The sequence below is a fragment of the Streptomyces sp. NBC_01089 genome, from assembly GCF_045162975.1.
In the GTDB taxonomy this organism is placed as follows: Bacteria; Actinomycetota; Actinomycetes; order Streptomycetales; family Streptomycetaceae; genus Streptomyces.
In genome coordinates, this window is the sequence record NZ_CP108660.1 from 1,241,064 (window position 1) to 1,259,236 (window position 18,173).

Consider the following 18,173-nt stretch of genomic DNA (forward strand, 5'->3'; position numbering starts at 1 on the left):
AGCGGCATACCTTTGCTGCCCGATCGCTCCGGCGCAAGACCCCGTGCGGCAATGGACCGTCAGGGCGCGGGCGAGGTCAGGAATCCGCGCAGGAGGGCGGCGGTGCCGCAGCAGTGCTCGCGCATCACCTCGCGCGCCCCGTCCGCGTCGCCCTCGAGAACCGCGTCGACCACGGCGCTGTGCTGGGTCTGCGAATGCTCCAGATTCCGCACCAGGAGCGGAATGCAGTCCAGCAGATCGTTCACGCCCGACCGCACCGCCGCGTACTGGGCCGCAAGCGACGCCGAACCGGACAGCTCCGCCAGCGTCAGATGCAGCATCGTGTCGCGTCTGCGGTACTCGGCCAGCGGCGCGTCCTGGGTCGCCGCCAGCGCGGAGCGCAGCCGGTCGCTCTCCGCTCCGGTCAGCCCGTGCGTGGCGCACAGCCCGGCCGCGCCGACCTCCAGCACCTCACGGAACCGCAGCACGTCCTCGACGTCGGTCCGCCCGATCCGGCGCCGCAGTTCGGCCTCGCCGGGATTCTCCGTACGCACCCGGACGAACGTGCCGCCGTACCGCCCCCGCCTGGCCTCCACCAGACCCTGGTCCTGCAGGACCTTCAGCACCTCACGCAGCGTCACCCTGCTGATCCGCAGCCGCTCGGCCAACTCCCTTTCGGACGGCAGCCGTTCGCCCTGGGGGACCAGACCGAGCCGGACCGTCTGGAGTATCTGCTCCAGCGCCTCCTCGAAACCGTTGCCCGCCCGCACCGGCCGCAGCACGGGCGCGAGCCGGTCCAACGCACCGTCCATCACCAACACCTTCCCAATCAATGGTTCACGCGCATACCTTATGACCTCCGGATGCAGTGACAGGAGGCAGTACCGTGGCTGACCGCACGCCCCCACTCTCGGCCGATGCGCTCAGAGCGCTCGTGGACACCGGAGAGATCGACACTGTCGTCCTCGCCTTCACCGATATGCAAGGCAGGCTCCAGGGCAAGCGGTTCGCCGCCCGCTACTTCCTCGACACCGTCCTCGAACACGGCACGGAGGGCTGCAACTACCTCCTCGCCGTGGACGTGGACCTGAACACCGTCGACGGTTACGAGATGTCCTCCTGGGAGCGCGGTTACGGCGATTTCGCCATGCACGGCGACCCCGCCACCCTGCGCCGTACCCCCTGGAACCCCGGCACTGCGCTGATCACCGCCGACCTGGCCTGGCACGACCGCTCGCCGGTCACCGCGTCGCCCCGGCAGATCCTGCGCCGTCAGCTCGACCGGCTCGCCGGGCGGGGCTGGAGCGCCTACGCGGGCACCGAGCTGGAGTTCATGGTCTTCAAGAACACCTACGAGGACGGCTGGTCACGCGGCTACCGCCACATGAACCCGGCCAACCAGTACAACGCCGACTACTCGGTGCTCGGGACCGGCCGTGTCGAGCCGCTGCTGCGCCGTATCCGCAACGAGATGGGCGCGGCCGGCCTGACCGTCGAGTCGGCCAAGGGCGAGTGCAACCTCGGCCAGCACGAGATCGTGTTCGTCTACGACGAGGCGCTCACCACCTGCGACCAGCACAGCGTCTACAAGACCGGCGCCAAGGAGATCGCGGCCCAGGAGGGCATGTCGCTCACCTTCATGGCCAAGTACGACGAGCGGGAGGGCAACTCCTGCCACATCCACCTGTCGCTGCAGGACGCGGACGGCCGGCCCGTACTGGCCGACGACACCGGCCCGTACGGCATGTCGGACGTGATGCGGCACTTCCTGGCCGGCCAGATCGCCGCCATGCGGGACTTCACGCTCTTCTACGCCCCGAACATCAACTCGTACAAGCGTTTCCGCGCCGGTTCCTTCGCGCCCACCGCCGTCGCCTGGGGCCCGGACAACCGGACCTGCGCCCTGCGGGTGATCGGCCACGGCCGCTCGCACCGCCTGGAGAACCGGCTGCCGGGCGGCGATGTGAACCCCTATCTGGCGGTCGCGGCGATGGTCGCGGCCGGTCTGTACGGGGTGGAGAACGAGCTGGAACTCCCCGAGCCGTGCACCGGCAACGCCTACAGCAGCGACGCCGCCCACGTCCCCACCACGCTCCGCGAGGCCGCCGAGCGCTGGGAGAACAGCCCGATCGCCCGGGCGGCCTTCGGCGACGAGGTCGTCGACCACTACCGCCATATGGCCCGCGTCGAACAGGACGCCTACGACGCGGCCGTCACCGACTGGGAACGCTTCCGCTCCTTCGAGCGCATGTGAGGAACAACCACATGGTCACAGTGCATGAGCTGGACATCATCAATCCGGCGAACGAGGACCTGGTGGCCACCGTGCCCACCACATCCCCCGCCGAGGTCGACACGGCGGTCCGGCGGGCCGCCGCCGCCCAGGCCGGATGGGCCGCCCTGGCACCCGCCGACCGGGCGCGCCTGCTGCGCCGGTTCGCCGACGTGGTGGACGCCCACCGCGGACCGCTGGCCCGCCTCGAGGTGCAGGAGGCCGGCCACCCGCTGGGCAACGCCGAGTGGGAAGCGGGTAACGTCCGCGACCTGCTGGAGTACGCCGCCGGCGGAGTGGAGCGCCTCAACGGCGCCCAGATCCCCGTCGCGGGCGGCCTGAACGTCACCTTCCAGGAGCCGCTCGGCGTCGTCGCCGTGATCGCCCCCTGGAACTTCCCGATGCCGATCGCCGCCTGGGGCGCGGCCCCCGCCCTCGCGGCCGGTAACGCGGTGCTCCTCAAACCCGCCGAGACCACCCCGCTCACCGCGCTGCGGCTCGCGCAGTACGCACTGGACGCCGGGCTGCCCGACGGCCTCTTCCAGGTCCTGCCGGGCGAGGGCCCGGTCACCGGGGCCGCCCTCGTCGACCACCCGGGCGTCGCCAAGGTCGTCTTCACCGGCTCCACCGCGACGGGCCGGCGGATCGCGGCCCGCTGCGCGGAGCGGACCAAGCGGCTGACCCTGGAGCTGGGCGGCAAGAGCCCCAACATCGTCTTCGCCGACGCCGACATCGAGGCCGCCGCTGCCGCCACCCCCGGCTCCTTCCTCGACAACACCGGCCAGGACTGCTGCGCCCGCAGCCGCATCCTCGTCCAACGCCAGGTCTACGACCGGTACATGGAGCTGCTGGAGCCCGCGGTCAAGGCGTTCACCGTCGGCGATCCCACCGATCCCGCCACCCTGATGGGGCCGTTGATCTCCGCCGCCCAGCGCGAACGGGTACGGTCCTACGTCCGCGAGGAGGCCCCGGCCGCCATCCGCGGCGATGCCCCCACGGGCAAGGGGTTCTGGTACCCGGCCACCGTCCTGGAAGGGCGGCCCGACGACCGTACGGCCGTCGAGGAGATCTTCGGCCCGGTCGCCGTCGTCCTCCCCTTCGACGACGAGGCCGAAGCGGTCCGCCTCGCCAACGCCACCGACTACGGGCTCTCCGGCTCCCTGTGGACCCGCGACGTCGGCCGGGCGCTGCGGGTCTCGCGCGCCGTCGCGGCAGGCAATCTGTCCGTCAACTCCCACAGCAGCGTGCGCTATTCGACCCCCTTCGGCGGTTTCAAACAGTCCGGGCTCGGCCGTGAGCTGGGCCCGGACGCGCTGTCCGCCTTCACCGAGACCAAGAACGTCTTCATCGCATCCGAGGAGTACTGAAGTGACCGACCGGACCCCCGTGTGCCGCCGGCTGGTGGGCCGCACCGCAGTGATCACCGGAGCCGGCAGCGGCATCGGCCTCGCCACCGCCCGCAGGCTCGCCTCCGAAGGCGCCCATGTCGTCTGCGCCGACATCGACGACACGGCGGGCAAGGCCGCGGCCCAGGAGGTCGGCGGGCTCTTCGTCCAGGTGGACGTGGTCGACCCCGGCCAGGTCGAGGCGCTGTACCGGACCGCTTTCGACACCTACGGCTCGGTCGACATCGCTTTCAACAACGCCGGTATCTCCCCGCCCGACGACAATTCGATCCTCACCACGGAACTGGACGCCTGGAAGCGGGTCCAGGAGGTCAACCTCACCTCGGTCTACCTGTGCTGCAAGTACGCCCTGCCGTACATGCGGGACCAGCGGCGCGGCTCCATCATCAACACCGCGTCGTTCGTGGCCGTGATGGGCGCGGCCACCTCCCAGATCAGCTACTCCGCGTCCAAGGGCGGTGTGCTGTCCATGTCCCGCGAACTGGGCGTCCAGTTCGCCCGCGAGGGCATCCGCGTCAACGCGCTGTGCCCGGGGCCGGTCAACACCCCGCTCCTGAAGAAGCTGTTCGCCGACGACCCGGCGCTCGCCGAGCGCCGTCTGGTGCACGTCCCTGTCGGCCGGTTCGCCGAGCCCGAGGAGATCGCGGCGGCCGTCGCCTTCCTCGCCAGCGACGACTCCTCCTTCGTCAACGCCGCCGAGTTCCTGGTGGACGGCGGGATCGCGGGAGCGTACGTCACGCCCGTCGCCTGATCCGCTGTCTCCTGCCCCTGTCTCCTCCCCCTGTCTCCTCCCCCTGCCCCCGCCGGTCTCGGCGCGGGCAGGGGCCCAGTGGCGTGCCGCCCGGGAGCCGGTCCGGCGCACGGCAGCGGCGGGCCGGATCCGTGGCAGCGATCCAGATCACAGCGCCCCAGGTATGGCGCGCTCGTTACCCGCCGGTTAGTCTCAAGTGAGCGGGACATCATCCCGTCCGTTCGACCTCAGCTCCATCTCAACGCGGCCTGGTGACGCAGCCGCGACGAGTGTCTGTCGGTTCAGCAGTTCTGTACGACGTGGCCCCGGGACCGGGCCCGTCGGCCCTCTCCTACGACACCTCCGCACGCCCCCGGCGCGTACCTCCCGTACGACCGGCACCGCGTGCGCCCCTCAGTCGTCACTCATCCCTGGAGTCCCCTGATGGACATCCCTCTGCACACCATCGCCGTGGTCGGCCTCGGCACCATGGGCACCGGCATCGCCGAGGTCCTGGCCCGCGGCGGCCGCGAGGTCATCGGTATCGACGTCAGCCCCGAAGCCGCGGGCCGCGCCGTGGCCGCGCTGGAAGCCTCCACCGCACGGGCCGTCCAGCGCGAGCGCCTCACCGGCCAGGAGCGCCTGGACGTCCTCGCGCGCTTCCGCACCTTCTCCGACCTCCAGGCCGCGGCCGACGCCGATCTGGTCATCGAGGTCGTGCCGGAGTCGTACGAGACGAAGCAGCAGGTGTTCCGCGCCCTGGACACGATCGTCCGTCCCACGGCGGTCCTGGCGACCGGCACCAACGCGCTGTCCGTGACCCGGCTCGCCGCCGACACCTCGCACCCCGAACGCGTCCTCGGCCTGCACTTCTTCAACCCGGCCCCGGCGATGAAGCTGGTCGAGGTGGTCTCGTCGGTGCTGACCGCGCCCACGGCCGTCGACGCCGTGACCGTACTGGCCCGCGAACTCGGCAAGGAGCCCGTCGCGGTCGGCGACCGCCCCGGTTTCGTGGCCGACGGGCTGCTCTTCGGCTATCTCAACCAAGCCGCGGCCATGTACGAGGCCAAGTACGCGTCCCGGGAGGACATCGACGCGGCGATGCGGCTCGGCTGCGGGCTGCCGATGGGGCCGCTCGCGCTGCTCGACCTGATCGGCATCGACACCGCGCGCACCGTCCTGGAGGCCATGTACACGGCGTCCAGGGACCGGCTGCACGCCCCCGCGCCGATCCTCAAGCAGCTCAGCAACGCCGGGCTCACCGGGCGCAAGTCGGGCCGCGGTTTCTACACGTACGGAGCGCCGGGCAGCTCCGATGTGGTGCGGGACGCCCTGACCCCGCTCGACGGCGCTCGGGCCGCCACCGCACGTCCGGTCGCATCGGTGGGCGTCGCGGGCTCGGGGACGATGGCGTCGGGCATCGCCGAGGTGTTCGCCAAGGCCGGTTACGACGTGGTGCTCGCCGCCCGCAGCCCGGAGAAGGCCGACACCGCCAAGGCCCGTATCGCCAAGTCGCTCGCCCGCTCCGTCGACAAGGGCCGGATGACCGCCGCGGCCCGTGACGAGACGCTGGCCAGGATCGCCCCGGCCGGTTCGCTCGACGCGTTCGCCGATGTGGATCTGGCCGTCGAGGCGGTGGCCGAGGACCTGGAGGTCAAACAGCAGCTCTTCGGGATGCTCGACAAGGTCTGCAAGCAGGGCGCGGTGCTCGCCACCACGACCTCCTCGCTGCCGGTGATCGCGTGCGCCCGCGCCACATCGCGCCCGCAGGACGTCGTCGGGATGCACTTCTTCAACCCGGCCCCGGCGATGAAGCTGGTCGAGGTGGTCCGTACCGTCCTCACCGCCGATGACGTCCACGCCACGGTCCGCGAGGTCTGCACAGCGGTCCGCAAGCATCCGGTGGACTGCGGCGACCGGGCCGGTTTCATCGTGAACGCGCTGCTGTTCCCGTACCTCAACAACGCGGTCAAGATGGTCCAGGAGCACTACGCGACACTCGACGACATCGACGCGGCCATGAAGCTGGGCGGCGGCTATCCGATGGGCCCGTTCGAGCTGCTCGACGTGGTCGGTCTCGATGTGTCGCTCGCCATCGAGCGGGTGCTGCACCGCGAGTTCCGCGACCCGGGCCTGGCTCCCGCGCCGCTCCTCGAACACCTGGTGGCGGCGGGCTGCCTGGGCCGCAAGACCGGGCGCGGCTTCCGCGAGTATGCCCGTCGCTGATCCGGCGGGCGGCTGGGGCGGGCTGCTGGGACCGGGTGGCCCGCCCGGTCCCAGCAGCCCGGCGCCACGTTCCGACGGTCCCATGCAGTACGTTCGGACCATGCCCGAGCTCACCGGCCCCGTCCGACGGCCTGTCCGCAAGAAGGCGTCGTCCGACGCCCCTGAGAGTGCCGCAGGCAGCCGCGCGGCGGCTCAGCGGCTCAAGATGCGCCGTGAACTGGCCGCGGCCGCGATGGAGCTCTTCGCGGCCAAGGGGTACGAGGCGACGACCGTCGACGAGATCGCGGCGCAGGCCGGGGTCGCCCGCCGGACCTTCTTCCGGCACTTCCGCTCCAAGGAAGAGGCGATCTTCCCGGACCACGACGACACGCTGGTACGGGCCGAGGCGGTGCTGAACGCGGCGCCGCCGCACGAGCACCCGCTGGACACCGTGTGCCGGGGCATCAAGGAAGTCATGCGGATGTACGCGGCGTCGCCCGCGGTGTCGGTCGCGCGGTACAAGCTGACCCGCGAGGTGCCGACGCTGCGGGAGGCGGAGATCGCCTCGGTGGCCCGCTACGAGCGGCTGTTCACCCGCTATCTGCTGGGCCACTTCGACGAGCACGAGCAGCACGACGGCAACGACGACCCGCTGCTGGCCGAGGTCGCGGCGTCCGCCGTGGTCACCGCGCACAACCACGTACTGCGCCGCTGGCTGCGGTCCGGCGGCCAGGGCGATGTGGAGGCCAGGCTCGACCACGCCTTCGCCATCGTCCGGGACACCTTCGGCACCGGGATAGGCGCCGGCCGCACCGCTGAGCGCAGCCCGGCCGCGGCCGTGCGGAGCAGTGGTGAGGTCCTGGTGACGGTGGCGCGTACCGACGCCCCGCTCGATGAGGTCATGCGCACCATCGAGCAGGCACTGAGGAAGCGCTGACCCCACCCGACCGCACCCTCACCGCGACGGCCGCCCCTCCGGGGGCGGCCGTTTCTGGCGTTTCCGCTCATTCGTGACCCGCCGGTGACAACTGAGGGAATTTGTTGGCACTCAGTGTCTTGCGGCTTGGCACCCGGTGCCATACGTTGAAGGTGTCCGAGCGGCCGGTGTGCAGCGACCTTCGCGTGCCGGCTGTCCCCGTGGACCACGTGTTCACGCGCCCGGACGCCTGCGTCACAGGCCCCTTCAGCGCCCCACCACGGCGCAGCCGCTCCCCGTACCACGCCGAACCGACGGCACACCTCCACACAGCAGCGGCCCCGCCTCCCGTGGGGCCCACCCGACCGAATCCCCCAACACGCTTCGCCGGAGGCAGCACCGTGAAGGACATCCTGGACGCGATCCAGTCGCGGACCGACACAGCAAGCGGATCCAGCGCTGCCACGGCGGCCGACTTCGCCGCCCTGGCCCTCCCCGACTCGTACCGCGCGGTGACCGTGCACAAGGACGAGGCCGAGATGTTCGCCGGCCTCGAGAGCCGCGACAAGGACCCCCGCAAGTCCCTCCACGTCGAGGACGTGCCGGTGCCCGAACTCGGCCCGGGCGAGGCCCTGGTGGCCGTCATGGCCAGCTCGGTGAATTACAACTCCGTCTGGACCTCGATCTTCGAGCCCGTCTCGACGTTCTCGTTCCTGGAGCGTTACGGACGGCTCAGCGAGCTCACCAAGCGCCACGACCTGCCGTACCACGTCATCGGCTCCGACCTCGCGGGCGTCGTGCTGCGGACCGGCCCCGGCGTCAACGCCTGGCAGCCGGGTGACGAAGTCGTCGCGCACTGCCTGTCGGTGGAGCTGGAGAGCTCCGACGGCCACAACGACACGATGCTCGACCCCGAGCAGCGCATCTGGGGCTTCGAGACCAACTTCGGCGGCCTGGCGGAGATCGCGCTCGTCAAGTCCAACCAGCTGATGCCCAAGCCCCGCCACCTCAGCTGGGAGGAGGCCGCCGCCCCCGGTCTGGTCAACTCCACCGCGTACCGCCAGCTGGTGTCGCGCAACGGCGCCGGGATGAAGCAGGGCGACAACGTGCTGATCTGGGGCGCGAGCGGTGGACTGGGCAGCTACGCGACCCAGTTCGCGCTGGCCGGCGGCGCCAACCCGGTCTGTGTCGTCTCCAGCGAGCAGAAGGCGGACATCTGCCGCCGGATGGGCGCCGAGGCGATCATCGACCGCAGCGCCGATGACTACAGGTTCTGGAAGGACGAGCACCACCAGGACCCGCGCGAGTGGAAGCGGTTCGGCAAGCGCATCCGCGAACTGACCGGTGGCGAGGACGTGGACATCGTCTTCGAGCACCCGGGCCGCGAGACCTTCGGCGCCTCGGTGTACGTGACCCGCAAGGGCGGCACGATCGTCACCTGTGCATCGACCTCCGGGTACACCCACGAGTACGACAACCGCTATCTGTGGATGTCGCTGAAGCGGATCATCGGCTCGCACTTCGCCAACTACCGCGAGGCGTGGGAGGCCAACCGGCTGATCGCCAAGGGCAAGATCCACCCCACCCTGTCGAAGGTGTACTCGCTGGACGACACCGGCCAGGCCGCGTACGACGTCCACCGCAACCTGCACCAGGGCAAGGTCGGCGTCCTGGCGCTGGCCCCCGCCGAGGGGCTCGGGGTGCGCGACCCGGAGCTGCGCGAGAAGCACATCGGCTCCATCAACCTGTTCCGCGACACCCCGGCGGCGCCGACCGCGGCCGCCGGCCGGAACGTCTGAGGTCTCCCGATGACTGAACGTCACAAGGACCGCCCCTGGCTCATGCGGACCTACGCGGGCCACTCGACGGCCGAAGCGTCCAACGAGCTCTACCGGCGCAACCTCGCCAAGGGCCAGACAGGTCTGTCCGTCGCCTTCGACCTGCCCACGCAGACCGGCTACGACCCGGACCACATCCTGGCCCGGGGCGAGGTCGGCCGGGTCGGGGTGCCCGTCTCCCATCTCGGCGACATGCGGCGGCTGTTCCAGGACATCCCGCTGGAGCAGATGAACACGTCGATGACCATCAACGCCACGGCCATGTGGCTGCTGGCGCTCTACCAGGTGGTCGCGGAGGAGCAGGGCGCGGACGCGGAGCGGCTCCAGGGCACGACACAGAACGACATCGTCAAGGAGTACCTGTCGCGCGGGACGCATGTGTTCCCGCCCGGGCCGAGCCTGCGGCTCACCACCGACATGATCACGTACACGGTGGCCCACATCCCCAAGTGGAACCCGATCAACATCTGCAGCTACCACCTGCAGGAGGCGGGTGCCACCCCCGTCCAGGAGATCGCGTACGCCATGTCCACCGCGATCGCGGTCCTGGACGCGGTACGCGACTCGGGGCAGGTGCCGCCCGAGCGGTTCGACGCGGTCGTCGCCCGGATCTCGTTCTTCGTGAACGCGGGCGTCCGCTTCATCGAGGAGATGTGCAAGATGCGCGCCTTCGGCCGCATCTGGGACCGCCTGACGCAGGAGCGGTACGGCATCACGGACCCCCGCAAGCGCCGCTTCCGCTACGGCGTGCAGGTCAACTCGCTGGGGCTCACCGAGGCGCAGCCGGAGAACAACGTCCAGCGCATCGTCCTGGAGATGCTGGCCGTCACCCTGTCCAAGGACGCACGGGCCCGCGCCGTGCAGCTGCCCGCCTGGAACGAGGCGCTCGGGCTGCCCAGGCCCTGGGACCAGCAGTGGTCGCTGCGGATCCAGCAGGTGCTCGCCCAGGAGAGCGATCTGCTGGAGTACGAGGACATCTTCGACGGCTCCCATGTCATCGAGGCCAAGGTCGAGGAGCTGGTCGAGGAGTCGCTCGCGGAGATCGAGCGCATCCAGCAGATGGGCGGCGCGATGGCGGCCGTCGAGTCCGGCTACCTCAAGTCGGAGCTGGTCTCCTCGCACGCCGGGCGCCGGGCCAGGATCGAGGGCGGCGAGGAGAAGATCGTCGGCGTCAACTGCTACGAGTCGACCGAGCCCAACCCGCTCACCGCCGACCTGAACACGGCGATCATGACGGTCGACCCGGAGAACGAGGCGCGGGTCGTCGCCGCGCTGCACACCTGGCGCGACAACCGCGACGAGGGTGCGGCGCAGGAGTCGCTCGCGGTCCTCAAGGCGACCGCGGCCGGTGACGGCAACCTCTTCGAAGCGACCGTGGCCTGCGCCCGCGCGGGGGTCACCACGGGCGAGTGGTCGTGGGCCCTGCGCGATGTGTTCGGCGAGTTCCGGGCGCCCACCGGGGTGGGCGGCGCGCCGGTCGCGGTGACCGCCGACGAGGGCACCCCGCTCGCCGGCGTACGCGCCGCCGTGACCCGTACGGCCCAGGATCTCGGCAGCGGGCGGCTGCGCCTGCTGGTGGGCAAGCCGGGCCTGGACGGTCACTCCAACGGCGCCGAGCAGATCGCCGTACGCGCCCGGGACGCCGGGTTCGAAGTGGTCTACCAGGGCATCAGACTGACCCCCGAGCAGATCGTCGCAGCGGCCCTGGCCGAGGACGTGCACTGTGTGGGCCTGTCGATCCTGTCCGGCTCGCACGCCGAACTGGTCCCGGACGTGCTCGAACGGCTGCGCGATGCCGGCGCGTCGGACATCCCCGTGATCGTCGGTGGGATCATCCCGAACGCCGACGGCACGGCACTCAAGGAGGCCGGTGTGGCCGCCGTCTTCACCCCGAAGGACTTCGGGATCACGGAGATCATCGGACGTATCGTCGAAGTGATCCGGAAAGCGAACAAGCTCGACCCTCTGGAGGTCCCCGCATGACCGAGTCAACCAGCCCCGTGAACCGGCTGCGTCCGAGGCGTTCGTGTCTCGCCGTCCCCGGATCGAACCCGCGCTTCCTGGAGAAGGCCCAGGGGCTCCCGGCCGACCAGGTCTTCCTCGACCTGGAGGACGCCTGCGCGCCGCTCGCCAAGGAGGGCGCCAGGCACACCATCGTCGAGGCGCTGAACAAGGGCGACTGGACGGGCAAGACCCGCGTCGTGCGCGTCAACGACTGGACCACCCACTGGACCTACCGCGACGTCATCACCGTCGTCGAGGGCGCCGGGCAGAACCTCGACTGCATCATGCTCCCGAAGGTGCAGGACGCCCAGCAGATCGTCGCCCTGGACCTGCTGCTCACCCAGATCGAGAAGACCGTGGGCCTAGAGGTCGGCAAGATCGGCATCGAGGCGCAGATCGAGAACGCCAAGGGCCTGGTCAACGTCAATGAGATCGCGGCGGCCTCGCCCCGCAACGAGGCCATCATCTTCGGCCCGGCCGACTTCATGGCATCGATCAACATGAAGACCCTGGTGGTCGGCGAGCAGCCGCCCGGCTACGGCGCGGACGCCTACCACTACATCCTGATGAAGATCCTCATGGCGGCCCGCACCTACGACCTCCAGGCGATCGACGGCCCCTACCTCCAGATCCGCAACGTCGACGGCTACCGCGAGGTCGCCAAGCGGGCCGCGGCCCTCGGCTTCGACGGCAAGTGGGTCCTGCACCCCGGCCAGGTCGAGGCGTCGAACGAGATCTTCTCGCCGTCCCAGGAGGACTACGACCACGCCGAGATGATCCTCGACGCCTACGAGTGGTGCACATCGGAGGCGGGCGGCAAGAAGGGCTCGGCGATGCTCGGCGACGAGATGATCGACGAGGCCAGCCGCAAGATGGCCCTGGTCATCTCGGGCAAGGGCCGGGCCGCCGGGATGCGGCGCACCACCGCCTTCGAAGCCCCGGAGGTCTGAGCCATGCAGTTCGGACGCACCTACGAGGAGTTCGAGGTCGGCGCGGTCTACAAGCACTGGCCGGGCAAGACGGTCACCGAGTACGACGACCACCTCTTCTGTCTGCTCACCATGAACCACCACCCGCTGCACCTGGACAGCAACTACGCGGAGGAGACGACCGACTTCGGCAAGAACGTCGTCGTCGGGAACTACATCTACTCGCTGCTCCTCGGCATGTCCGTCCCCGACGTCTCCGGCAAGGCCATCGCCAACTTGGAGGTCGAGTCGCTCAAGCACATCGCGCCGACCTTCCACGGCGACACGCTGTACGGCGAGACCACGGTCCTGGACAAGACCCCGTCGAAGTCCAAGACCGACCGCGGGATCGTCCACGTCGAAACCAAGGGCTACAAGCAGGACGGCACCGTCGTCTGCGTCTTCCGCCGCAAGGTCATGGTCCCCACCGCGACCTACATCAAGGAACGCGGCGGCGAGCAGCCCGGCCGCCCCGTGCCTTCCCACTAGGCGAACTCCCACCAACTGCGTGACGTCACAGGAGAAGCAGTCATGAGCCGACTCGCCCAGACCACGGGTCTGACCGATGTGCAGCAGGAAATCCTGGCCACCGTCAGGGACTTCGTCGACAAGGAGATCCTGCCGGTCGCGACCGAACTCGAGCACCGCGACGAGTACCCGTCCCAGATCGTCGAGGGCCTCAAGGAACTCGGCCTGTTCGGGCTGATGATCCCCGAGGAGTACGGGGGGCTCGGCGAGTCGCTGCTCACCTACGCGCTGTGTGTCGAAGAAATAGCGCGTGGCTGGATGAGCGTGTCGGGCATCATCAACACGCATTTCATCGTGGCGTACATGCTCAAGCAGCACGGCACCCAGGAGCAGAAGGACACCTTCCTGCCGCGGATGGCCGCGGGCGAGGTCCGCGGGGCGTTCTCGATGTCCGAGCCGGCGCTGGGCTCGGATGTGTCGGCGATCACGTCGAAGGGGACCAAGGACGGCGACGACTACGTCCTGAACGGCCAGAAGATGTGGCTGACCAACGGCGGCACGTCCTCGCTCGTCGCGGTTCTGTGCCGCAGTGACGAGGGTCACCCCGAGGGGACCGCCCGGCACAAGTCGATGACGACCTTCCTGGTCGAGAAGGAGTCGGGCTTCGGTGAGGTCCGTCCGGGCCTGACCATCCCCGGCAAGATCGACAAGATGGGTTACAAGGGGGTCGACACCACCGAGCTGATTATGGACGGACTGCGAATTCCGGCCAATCGCGTACTTGGCGGCGTTACGGGCCGAGGATTTTACCAAATGATGGACGGAGTGGAAGTCGGCCGGGTGAATGTCGCAGCGCGTGGCTGCGGCGTAGCACAGCGCGCCTTCGAACTGGGCATCGGCTACGCACAGCAACGTCATACGTTCGGCAAACAGATCGCCCAGCACCAGGCGATTCAGTTCAAGCTGGCCGAAATGGCTACCAAGGTGGAAGCCGCCCATGCGATGATGGTGAATGCGGCACGCAAAAAGGACTCCGGGGAACGAAACGACCTTGAGGCAGGGATGGCCAAGTACCTGGCCTCCGAGTACTGCAAGGAGGTCGTGGAGGACGCCTTCCGTATTCACGGTGGATACGGGTTCTCCAAGGAGTACGAGATCGAGCGGCTCTACCGCGAGGCCCCGATGCTGCTGATCGGCGAAGGTACCGCCGAGATCCAGAAAATGATCATCGGCCGCCGACTCCTCGAAGAGTACCGATTCCAGGGCTGATTGTCCCTTTCGTGGCGATATATCAGCGAAGAAGATCACAGCCAGTCATCGTCTTCCAGCCGCCGACTCGGCTTCCTGGCTTGCCCAGTTGTGGTCCACAACCGATAGCATCGCCCGAAAGCCGCCGTCCCCCGTTCCCGCGCGGCATCATCCGCTACGAAGGTCATTCATGCCCCACAGCCAAACCTCTGCACCACGCGGTCGCGTCCGTCTTGCGCGCGGAGCATCGCCGTGGCTCCTGCCGACTGTCGCGACCGCGGCGCTCAGCCTGACCCGGGCCCGCAGGTCCGGGCGCTGGGCTGCCGTCGCCGTGCCCACCACCGCCCTCGCGGCGGGCATGCTGTGGTTCTTCCGCGACCCCGAGCGGGAGATCACACAGGGCCGGGTCATCTCCCCGGCCGACGGTGTAGTGCAGAGCATCATGCCGTGGAAGGACGGGCGCACCCGCGTCGCGATCTTCATGAGCCCGCTGAACGTCCATGTGAACCGCGCACCGCTCGCGGGCACCGTGACGTCGGTCGAGCACATCCCCGGCGGTTTCGTTCCGGCGTTCAACAAGGAGAGCGAGAACAACGAGCGCGTTGTCTGGCACTTCGACACCGAGCTCGGTGACATCGAGATGGTGCAGATCGCCGGCGCCGTCGCCCGCCGTATCGTGCCGTATCTCCCCCAGGGCACGAAGGTGGAGCAGGGCGAGCGGATCGGCCTGATCCGTTTCGGTTCGCGCGTCGACATCTACCTTCCGGAAGGTATCGATGTCGCGGTCGAGGTCGGCCAGACCACCACCGCGGGGGTGACTCGAATTGACCGTGATTGATCCGGAGACACAGACCGGCTGGGTTCCCGAGGCGGACGCCGAGGACGACACCGAGGACATGCCGCTCTCCATGCGGCTGTCGATAGCGGACACGCTGACACTCGGCAACGCGACATGCGGGTTCATGGCGGTGTACTTCACCACCACCGGGATCCTCATCCCGCACCTCCAGGGCAGCCAGGAGACCGGCATGGGGCGGCACTCCGCCGCGACCGCCGTGATCCTGATGCTGCTCGCCGCGATCTTCGACCTCTGCGACGGGCTCGTGGCGCGCAAGCTGCGCAGCTCGCCGATGGGCGCGGAGCTGGACAACCTCTCCGACCTGATCAGCTTCGGGCTCGCCCCGGCCTACTTCGTGCTCGTGTACGGGATGGTCGCGGACGACGCCCACCAGCGGGTCGCGGCGGTGGCGGCGATCGTGGTGCTGCTGGCGGTGGTGCTGCGGCTTGCGCGGTTCTCCTGCGTGGCCCTGAAGGACGGCACCTTCCAGGGCATGCCGTCCCCCTTCGGTGCGCTGACCGTGGTCTCCATCGTGCTGCTGGAGCTGCCCTTCGTACCGACCCTGCTCGCGGTCATCGGGGTCGCCTGGCTGATGGTGAGCCGGGTCGAGTACCCGAAGCCGCGTGGTGTCCTCGCGGTGGGGATGCTCAGCTGGATCGTGGGCGCCATGGGACTGCTCGCCGCGTGGGCGTTCGACGCCCCCGGCGGCCAGCTGCTCCTGCAGACCGGCTGTGCGCTCCAGGTGGTGCTGGGCGCGGTCATCCCGCTCTTCGCCACGGCGCGCCGGGTCAACACCTTCCGCGACAACCGTCGCGAGGCGCGTACGGCGCAGCTGCCGTAGGCAGCTTGCGGACAACGGCGGAGGCCCCGGGTGCATCGCACTCGGGGCCTCCGCCGTTTCCCGTGCCCGGGTCAGCCGGTGCGGGGCGGTTCAGCCGGTGCGCGGCGGCTCAGGTGCGGGCGGCGAAGACACGCTCCAGCAGGTCGGCGAGGGCGGCCCGGTCGTCTTCGGGCAGGGCTCCGATACCGGCGAGCGTCGCGTGCATCCCCGCCCTGATCGCGTCGACGGTGCGCTCGCCGTCGGCGGTGAGCAGGACGTTCTTGACGCGGCGGTCGGTGGGAGCGGGTTCGCGGCGTACCAGGCCGCGCTTCTCCAGCCGGTCGACGACCCCCGTCATGTTGGAGGCGTCGCAGGCCAGTGTGGTCGCCAGAGCACGCATCGCGGACGGCCCCCGGCGCAGCACACTGAGCGTCTTGCCCTGGCTGGCGGTGAGGCCCTCGGCGGCTGCCGCGGCCGTGAAGTCGCCGTAGTAGGCGCCGAGCGACACCGAGAGCAGCTCCATGAGCCGGTCGGTGCCGGCTCCGGGGGTTTCTGGCATGGGCCGATGCTACGCCAGGAAAGTTGAGCATCTCCAACACTTGGCGGGCGCGGCAGGCCCGCGGCCGACAGCACGGGCCGGGCCGGGCGGTGCGCCCCGCCCGGCCCGGTTCACACCCCGGAAGGACCGGCTGTCACCCGCGGATCAGGAAGTCGCGGGCGATGTTCTCGGCGGCCTGTTCGAGGAGCGGGCCCGCGTTGGCGATGCAGCGCTCCACGTCCGGCTCCAGGTCGGTCAGGGCGTACGCACGGCGGATGCCCGCCCTGCCGAGGACCTCGGCCGGGAGCGTGAGGCGGCCGCAGACCGCGACGACCTCCTTGCCCGCCGCCCGTGCCGCCGCTGCGACACCGGCCGGTGCCTTGCCGTGCAGGGTCTGCTCGTCGAGCGACCCCTCACCGGTGACGACCAGGGTCGCCCGGGCCAGGGCCGGGGCGAAGCCGAGGACGTCGAGCATCACGTCGATACCCGCGCGGAAGCTCGCCCCGAGGCCGACCAGCGCCCCGAAGCCGATACCGCCCGCTGCGCCCGCCCCGGGTGCGAGAGCGGCCTCGGCGGCACCCGCCCCGATGGACTTCTCCAGTACGGCGGAGAAGTGCGCCAGCGCCGCGTCCAGGGCCTCGACCTGCTCGGGCGACGCGCCCTTCTGCGGGCCGTAGACCGCGGGTGCGCCCTTGGGCCCGGTCAGCGGGTTGTCCACGTCGCTGGCCAGCACGATCTCCGTACCCGCGAGCCGGGCGTCCAGACCGGACAGATCGGCCGTCGCCAGCTCGCTCAGTGCCCCGCCGCCCGGTCCCACGGGCTGTCCGTCCGCGTCCAGGAAACGGGCACCGAGTGCGGCGAGCATGCCCGCGCCGCCGTCGGTCGTGGCGCTGCCGCCGACGCCGAAGACGATGGACGTGGCCCCCGCGTCGAGCGCCGCGCGCAGCAGCTCACCGGAGCCGTACGTCGTGGCGGTGAGCGGCGCGAACACCCCGGCGGGGAGGTGCTGGAGGCCGGATGCCTCGGCCATCTCCACCACGGCCACGCCGTCGCGCAGCGCGAACGCCGAGGTCACCTGCTCGCCGATGGGCCCGGTGACCCGGACCTCGTGCCGGTCGAACCCCGCCGCGACCGCGGCGGCTACGGTGCCGTCCCCGCCGTCGGCGACGGGCAGCGTCTCGACCTCAACGCCGGGGACGATCCGCCGCAGGCCGGCCGTGACCCGCTCGGCGACCTCCACGGCCGTGAGGGACCCCTTGAATTTGTCGGCCGCCACGAGCACCCGTGCGGCTTCAGTTACTGCTCCGTCCGTCACCTTGTTTATCCCTTGCTTTCGAACAGGCAGTCGCGCCGCTCCGACCCTATCCGCACCACAGGCCCGCTGCCCATGGGGACCGGTCAGAAGAGGGTGTGCTCCTCCGGTGCCGCGACGCCCGACTCGAAGGCCAGCAGCCGCTGCTTGCGGTCGAGTCCGCCGCCGTATCCGGTGAGGCTGCCGGTCGAGCCGATGACGCGGTGGCAGGGGACGATGATCCCGACCGGGTTCTTGCCGTTCGCCAGGCCGACGGCCCGTGAGGCGCCGGGGCTGCCCAGCCGGTCGGCGAGATCGCCGTACGAACGGGTCTCGCCGTACGGGATCTGCCGCAGCTGCTCCCAGACACCGCGCTGGAAGGGCGTGCCCGCCAGGTGCAGCTCCACGGTGAACTCGGTGAGCTCGCCAGCGAAGTACGCGGCCAGTTCCTCCTTCACCTGCCCGAAGGGCCGGGGGTCGGGTTCGCCGAAGGTCTCGTCGGGCGGGCGGTGGCGCTGTTCGGTCATGTACAGGCCGCTGAGCAGGCCGTCGGTCGCCACGAGTGTGAGCGGACCGTACGGACTGCCGACGACGGTGTGCTGCTTCGCGGACATGAGCGTGCTCCTCTCTCCGGTGCTGACCGGTGCTGACC

Annotated in this window: 16 protein-coding genes; 12 read left to right on the forward strand and 4 right to left on the reverse strand. The window is 70.0% G+C overall.

Annotated elements, in window-relative coordinates:
* Positions 1–59: 59 nt before the first annotated feature.
* Positions 60–791 carry a FadR/GntR family transcriptional regulator gene (locus OG510_RS05470; protein ID WP_406135579.1) on the reverse strand — a complete coding sequence of 244 codons (732 nt, stop codon included), beginning with the start codon at positions 789–791 and terminating at the stop codon, positions 60–62.
* A gap of 74 nt (positions 792–865) precedes the next feature.
* Between OG510_RS05470 and OG510_RS05475 the strand changes: the two genes are divergently transcribed.
* From OG510_RS05475 to pssA, 12 genes are all read left to right on the forward strand, one after another.
* Positions 866–2,233, forward strand: a complete 1,368-nt coding sequence (locus OG510_RS05475) for a glutamine synthetase family protein (protein ID WP_406135580.1) — start codon at positions 866–868, stop codon at positions 2,231–2,233.
* 11 nt (positions 2,234–2,244) lie between these two features.
* Positions 2,245–3,618 carry an aldehyde dehydrogenase family protein gene (locus tag OG510_RS05480; RefSeq protein WP_406135581.1) on the forward strand — a complete coding sequence of 458 codons (1,374 nt, stop codon included), beginning with the start codon at positions 2,245–2,247 and terminating at the stop codon, positions 3,616–3,618.
* A 1-nt stretch (position 3,619) separates the two neighbouring features.
* Complete coding sequence (locus tag OG510_RS05485) at positions 3,620–4,408, forward strand: 3-oxoacyl-ACP reductase (protein WP_406135582.1); 789 nt, start codon at positions 3,620–3,622, stop codon at positions 4,406–4,408.
* Positions 4,409–4,831: 423 nt separating this feature from the next.
* Complete coding sequence (locus OG510_RS05490) at positions 4,832–6,613, forward strand: 3-hydroxyacyl-CoA dehydrogenase family protein (RefSeq protein ID WP_406135583.1); 1,782 nt, start codon at positions 4,832–4,834, stop codon at positions 6,611–6,613.
* Positions 6,614–6,713: 100 nt separating this feature from the next.
* Positions 6,714–7,529 (forward strand): TetR family transcriptional regulator, encoded by an 816-nt coding sequence (locus OG510_RS05495; protein WP_239074674.1) that lies wholly within the window; start codon positions 6,714–6,716, stop codon positions 7,527–7,529.
* 380 nt (positions 7,530–7,909) lie between these two features.
* Complete coding sequence (gene ccrA / locus OG510_RS05500) at positions 7,910–9,307, forward strand: crotonyl-CoA carboxylase/reductase (protein ID WP_406135584.1); 1,398 nt, start codon at positions 7,910–7,912, stop codon at positions 9,305–9,307.
* Between the two features lie 9 nt (positions 9,308–9,316).
* Positions 9,317–11,329, forward strand: coding sequence for a protein meaA (locus tag OG510_RS05505; protein ID WP_406135585.1), 2,013 nt, complete (start codon positions 9,317–9,319; stop codon positions 11,327–11,329).
* Entirely contained in the window at positions 11,326–12,300 is a 975-nt protein-coding gene (locus tag OG510_RS05510; protein WP_406135586.1) for an HpcH/HpaI aldolase/citrate lyase family protein, read from the forward strand. The genes OG510_RS05505 and OG510_RS05510 overlap by 4 nt, the downstream gene beginning before the upstream one ends.
* 3 nt (positions 12,301–12,303) lie before the next feature.
* The gene (locus tag OG510_RS05515; RefSeq protein WP_406135588.1) at positions 12,304–12,807 is read left to right on the forward strand and encodes a MaoC family dehydratase; all 504 of its coding nucleotides are present in this window, start codon (positions 12,304–12,306) and stop codon (positions 12,805–12,807) included.
* A gap of 42 nt (positions 12,808–12,849) precedes the next feature.
* A complete protein-coding gene (locus OG510_RS05520) occupies positions 12,850–14,055 on the forward strand; it encodes an acyl-CoA dehydrogenase family protein (protein WP_406135590.1) in 1,206 nt (401 codons plus the stop codon).
* A gap of 169 nt (positions 14,056–14,224) precedes the next feature.
* A complete protein-coding gene (locus tag OG510_RS05525) occupies positions 14,225–14,872 on the forward strand; it encodes a phosphatidylserine decarboxylase (protein ID WP_164265481.1) in 648 nt (215 codons plus the stop codon).
* The gene (gene pssA, locus OG510_RS05530; protein ID WP_203599940.1) at positions 14,859–15,713 is read left to right on the forward strand and encodes a CDP-diacylglycerol--serine O-phosphatidyltransferase; all 855 of its coding nucleotides are present in this window, start codon (positions 14,859–14,861) and stop codon (positions 15,711–15,713) included. The genes OG510_RS05525 and pssA overlap by 14 nt, the downstream gene beginning before the upstream one ends.
* 109 nt (positions 15,714–15,822) lie before the next feature.
* Here pssA and OG510_RS05535 read toward each other — a convergent pair whose 3' ends face one another.
* The 3 genes from OG510_RS05535 to OG510_RS05545 form a co-directional block, all read right to left on the reverse strand.
* Positions 15,823–16,251, reverse strand: coding sequence for a MarR family winged helix-turn-helix transcriptional regulator (locus tag OG510_RS05535; protein WP_406135591.1), 429 nt, complete (start codon positions 16,249–16,251; stop codon positions 15,823–15,825).
* Positions 16,252–16,384: 133 nt separating this feature from the next.
* Positions 16,385–17,545, reverse strand: coding sequence for a glycerate kinase (locus OG510_RS05540; protein WP_406135592.1), 1,161 nt, complete (start codon positions 17,543–17,545; stop codon positions 16,385–16,387).
* An 83-nt stretch (positions 17,546–17,628) separates the two neighbouring features.
* Positions 17,629–18,135, reverse strand: coding sequence for a methylated-DNA--[protein]-cysteine S-methyltransferase (locus OG510_RS05545; protein WP_406135593.1), 507 nt, complete (start codon positions 18,133–18,135; stop codon positions 17,629–17,631).
* Between the last annotated feature and the right edge of the window lie 38 nt (positions 18,136–18,173).